The sequence below is a fragment of the Comamonas sp. B-9 genome, from assembly GCF_000410635.1.
GTDB lineage: Bacteria > Pseudomonadota > Gammaproteobacteria > Burkholderiales > Burkholderiaceae_C > Comamonas.
Map to the genome: position 1 here is coordinate 33,021 of NZ_KE148587.1, position 3,152 is coordinate 36,172.

At 67.1% G+C, this 3,152-nt stretch carries 4 protein-coding genes and 1 pseudogene; all 5 read left to right on the forward strand.

Annotated features, from left to right (window positions below; all coding sequences use genetic code 11):
* A pseudogene (locus tag H928_RS33420) lies at positions 1 to 314 on the forward strand (NAD/FAD-binding protein); the annotation flags it as partial.
* Positions 311 to 1,063 carry a DUF1365 domain-containing protein gene (locus H928_RS0114205; RefSeq protein ID WP_021027117.1) on the forward strand — a complete coding sequence of 251 codons (753 nt, stop codon included), beginning with the start codon at positions 311 to 313 and terminating at the stop codon, positions 1,061 to 1,063. The pseudogene H928_RS33420 and the gene H928_RS0114205, both read left to right, overlap by 4 nt.
* Complete coding sequence (locus H928_RS0114210) at positions 1,060 to 2,331, forward strand: class I SAM-dependent methyltransferase (protein WP_021027118.1); 1,272 nt, start codon at positions 1,060 to 1,062, stop codon at positions 2,329 to 2,331. The genes H928_RS0114205 and H928_RS0114210 overlap by 4 nt, the downstream gene beginning before the upstream one ends.
* Positions 2,324 to 2,902 (forward strand): chalcone isomerase family protein, encoded by a 579-nt coding sequence (locus H928_RS0114215; protein WP_021027119.1) that lies wholly within the window; start codon positions 2,324 to 2,326, stop codon positions 2,900 to 2,902. Before H928_RS0114210 ends, H928_RS0114215 begins: the two co-directional genes overlap by 8 nt.
* Positions 2,903 to 2,914: 12 nt before the next feature.
* The coding region (locus H928_RS0114220; protein WP_027010955.1) for an MFS transporter at positions 2,915 to 3,152 on the forward strand (238 nt) is incomplete at its 3' end.

Sequence of the window (3,152 nt, forward strand, 5' to 3'; positions counted from 1 at the left end):
ACCGGCTCCAGCCCCTGCCCTGGCAGCAGCCGGTAGTGGTGTCGCTCAACCCAGCGCGCCCGATTGCCGCAGACCAGGTGCATGCCCGCATCCAGTACAGCCACCCGGTGTTTGACCAGGCGGCCATCGATGCCCAGCGCCAGCTGCCCCAGCTGCAGGGCCAGCTGCGCACCTGGTTTTGCGGCGCCTGGTGCGGCTATGGCTTCCATGAGGACGGGCTGCGATCGGGCCTGGCGGCGGCCCAAAGCCTGTGCCAGTCGCTGGCTGGCGCAGCGCCAGCCGCGCAGGCGCCGGCGCTGGAGGAGGCCGCATGAGCAACCCCTCGCTGATCGGCTTTGGCCACATCTGGCACCAGCGCCTGCGCCCGGTGGTGCATGCCTTCCGCTACCCCGGGTATTTCTTGCTGCTGCCCCTGCGCAGCTTGCGTGACCAGCCCGATGCGGTACTGCACCGCAACCGGCGCGGCCTGATCAGCTTTTATGACCGCGACCATGGCGATGGCAGCGCCGACTGCCTGGCCTGGTTTGACCAGCTGCTGCAGCAAGAGGGCATCGACGACGCGGCCGGTGAGGTCTGGCTGCACACCTTCCCGCGTGTGCTGGGCTATGCCTTCAAGCCCGTCAGCTTCTGGTATGCGCACCGTGCCGATGGCTCGCTGGCGGCGGTGCTGGCCGAGGTCAACAACACCTTTGGCGAACGCCATGCCTACTTGCTGGCCGGGCCCGATCTGGCCTGGGGCACGGAACAGCTCGCGGCCAAATGCTTCCATGTATCGCCGTTTTGCACGGTGCAGGGCGCATACCGCTTCCGCTTTGTTCGCAGCGACAGCCGCAACCTGGTGCAGGTCGACCTGCATGACGAGGCCGGCGCGCTGCTGCGCACCGGCGTCGCAGGCAGGCTGCAGCCCTTGACCCGTGCCACCGTACGGCGCGCATTCTGGGCCATGCCCTTGATGACCTGGGGCGTCGTGCTGCGCATCCACTGGCAGGCGTTGCGCCTCTGGCTCAAACGCCTGCCTTTCCACCGCAAACCCTCCGAGCCCAAGCGCTTCGTCACACGATGAACTCCACCACCGCCTCCCTGCCGAGCCCGTCCGCCCAAGCCGGACGCTCCACCCCCCGCAGCGCGCGCCAGGTGCTGCAGCTGCTGGAACACCTGCCCCGCGGCCAGCTGGACCTGCAGCTGCCCGATGGGCAACTGCGGCACTTCAGCCAACAGCCCGCAGCGCAGGCCGATGCGCGCTGTGCCATCCAGGATTGGGAGGCGCTGGAACGCGTGCAGCGCTCGGGCGACATCGGCCTGGCCGAAGGCTATATCAACGGCCAGTGGGACAGCCCCGATCTGAGCGCGCTGCTGCGCCTGTGCATCAGCAACCGCGACCACATGGAGCAGCTGGTGTATGGCAGCTGGTGGGGGCGGCTGGGTTTTCGCTTGCGCCACCTGCTCAACCGCAACACCCGCTCGGGCAGCGCGCGCAACATCCATGCCCACTACGATCTGGGCAATGACTTTTACCGCCTCTTTCTCGACCCGAGCATGAACTACAGCGCGGCCTGGTTTGAGGGGCGCAGCGGCGATGCGCTGGCCCAGGCCGATCTGCCGCAGGCCCAGCAGGCCAAGATGCGCAGAGCCTTGCAAGAAACCGGGCTGCAGCCTGGCCAGCGCCTGCTGGAGATTGGTTGCGGCTGGGGTGCACTGGCCCAGACGGCGGCCACCGAGTTTGGCGCCCAGGTGACCGGGGTGACCTTGTCGCGCGAACAGCGCCAATGGGGTCTGGAGCGCATTGCGCAAGCGGGCCTGCAAGCCCAGGTCGATCTGCGCTACCAGGACTACCGCGATCTGGCTGCCCAGCACCAGTCGCAGCCCTTTGATGCCATCGTGTCCATCGAGATGTTTGAAGCGGTGGGCCAGGAATACTGGAGCAGCTATTTCCAGTCGCTGCGCCAGTGCCTCAAGCCCGGTGGCTATGCCTGCGTGCAATCCATCACCTTGCGCGATGACCTGTTTGCGCGCTACCTGCGCTCGACCGATTTCATCCAGCAGTACATCTTCCCCGGCGGCCTGCTGCCCAGCGTCCAGGCCTTTGAGCGCGAAGCGCGCCGGGCCGGTTTGACCGTGGAGAAGAAGCTGCACTTTGGCAGCGACTATGCCGAGACGCTGCGGCGCTGGCGCCAGGCCTTTGAGCAGCAGCTCGATACCATCCGCGCGCAGGGCTTTGATGAACGTTTTGTGCGCATCTGGCGCTTCTACCTCGCCTACTGCGAGGCCTCGTTCGACATGGGCAATACCGATGTGGTCCAGTTCACATTGCGCAGGCCCGACCATGCCTGAACTCCGCCGACGCCAAGTCCTGGGCTGGGGCGCCAGCCTTCTTGCTCTCTCCATGACCGCCATGACCCACGACCTCCTCGCTGCCACGCCTGCCTCCCCTGCCCCTCCTGCTGAACTGGGCACGGCCTTGCCAGGCGCCCGCCTGGTCGGCACCGGTGTGCTGCGGTTTTTTGGGCTGCGGGTGTATGAGGCGCGCCTGTGGGCCACTGCCGGCTTCAACCCGCTGGACTATGCGCGCCAGCCCTTTGCGCTGGAGCTGGTCTATGACCGCAAGCTCGAGGGCGAGGCCATTGCGGAGCGCTCCATCGCCGAGATGCGCCGGGTGGCGCCCTTCTCCGAAGAGCAGGGCCGCCAGTGGCTGCGCATGATGAAGCAGGCCTTTCCCGATGTGGTGGCGCAGGACCGATTGCTGGGTTTGAACGACGGAACAGGCAAGGTCGTTTTTCTGTACAACGGGCGCGAGACTGCCACCATTGATGACGCGCTGTACGCGCGCCTGTTCTTTGGCATCTGGCTGTCGGAGCAAACCAGCGCACCGGCGCTGCGCGCTGCGCTGCTGGGCCAGGGCTGAGGGCTGTCCGCCATGAACGCCACTCCGGTTCAGCAAGCGCTTTCCTGGCGCACGGGGCTGGCCTATGGCGCGCTGGCTGCACCGCTGGCCTTTGTATCGCTGCCCTTGTATGTGACCCTGCCGCACTACTATGCGGCGGTGGCCGGCGCGCCGCTGGCCGGTTTGGGGGCTGTGCTGCTCGCCACCCGGGCCTTTGATGCGCTGCTGGACCCGGCGCTGGGCCGCCTGGCGGATCGCTTGCTGCGGCGCG

Coding starts and splice junctions, on each gene's coding strand:
- H928_RS0114210 (WP_021027118.1), top strand. CDS start 1,060: ATGAACTCCACCACCGCCTCCCTGCCGAGCCCGTCCGCCCAAGCCGGA.
- H928_RS0114215 (WP_021027119.1), top strand. CDS start 2,324: ATGCCTGAACTCCGCCGACGCCAAGTCCTGGGCTGGGGCGCCAGCCTT.
- H928_RS0114205 (WP_021027117.1), top strand. CDS start 311: ATGAGCAACCCCTCGCTGATCGGCTTTGGCCACATCTGGCACCAGCGC.